Annotated in this window: 1 protein-coding gene; it reads left to right on the forward strand. The window is 35.8% G+C overall.

The window, feature by feature from the left end; all coding sequences use genetic code 11:
* Positions 1-833: 833 nt before the first annotated feature.
* The coding region (locus NUW87_RS11365; protein WP_269028633.1) for a hypothetical protein at positions 834-1,118 on the forward strand (285 nt) is incomplete at its 3' end.

A 1,118-nucleotide genomic window follows, 5' to 3' on the forward strand; every position in this document is an offset into this window, starting at 1 on the left:
AATCATAACTTCTTCATCGAGAATCCAAATGAAGTGGGATGAATTTCATTGGAAATATTATGGACTGTAATTTCTTCTGTGCGATTTTTAGAATCAGATGTTAATTATTGAGCGTGGGGTATTCTGTGCAAGTTCACTCTCCTGAATAGACCAGAATTGAATAAAGTCTACCATTCTTTCTATAACCTCTTTTTGGGCAGGATTCAAGGAGTGAAGATTGGAGGAGTTTCAGAGAATACATTGAGTAATATTATCTACAGGATCAGAGTACTCCAAGAATTGAAGAATTGCAGAAATTGAAGAAGTCTCAGGAAGCATTATCAGGTTCTATGTGATGATTGGTTGATGGTGATGATTTAATGTAAAGTTTTATTATCTCTCATATATTCTTGGGTGGAAGGAAGGGGCAAGGATGGAGAGGTCAACCCTCTCTTGATATTGGAGGATTGTATCTTCCTCTTGGAGTTTTATCCCTCCCTTTACATTTGGAAGTTGTAGCTACCTTTGGAAGTCATTACTTCCCTTGAACAATAACTATTGATTATTTCTCATATATTGTGCATGGTGTATTGTGGTGTATTGGTGTAACTCTTATACTATTGTTCATTGCTCATTGGATATAATTGAATGGTTTAAGTATAAGTTGAAAAAGGTTTTAAATTGTACTTGATACTGATTCACCCCCCTCTCAGTATCAACAATTGGTATCAGAGTGAGTTACCTTCAGTACAGTTTAACCACTGGAAGGAAGATCCTAAGCATAAATGGAAGACAACATTCCAAATGGGATTCCACCATTTGATGGAAGTAATTTTGAATACTAGAAAAATAGAATGGAAACTTACTTGAAAGATCTTAGGGTAGATGTTTGGTTCTCAGTTGCTTCAAGATACAATGCTTTGAAGAAACCAAAGACTGCAGCTCAGAAGGAAGCAAAAAGGAACAACAAACTGGCAATAGATACCATCCTGGATGGATTGATAGATTCAGTGAAATCCAAGGTGGGATCATGTGCATCATCAAAATATCTTTGGGACAAGATAAAAGACCTTCATGTAAGGGAAGAAGAAGAAGAAGAAGAAGTTGAAGCAAATTACAACATCTCATATTTCAAAGAA

Source organism: Corynebacterium pilbarense (genome assembly GCF_026930265.1).
GTDB lineage: Bacteria > Actinomycetota > Actinomycetes > Mycobacteriales > Mycobacteriaceae > Corynebacterium > Corynebacterium pilbarense.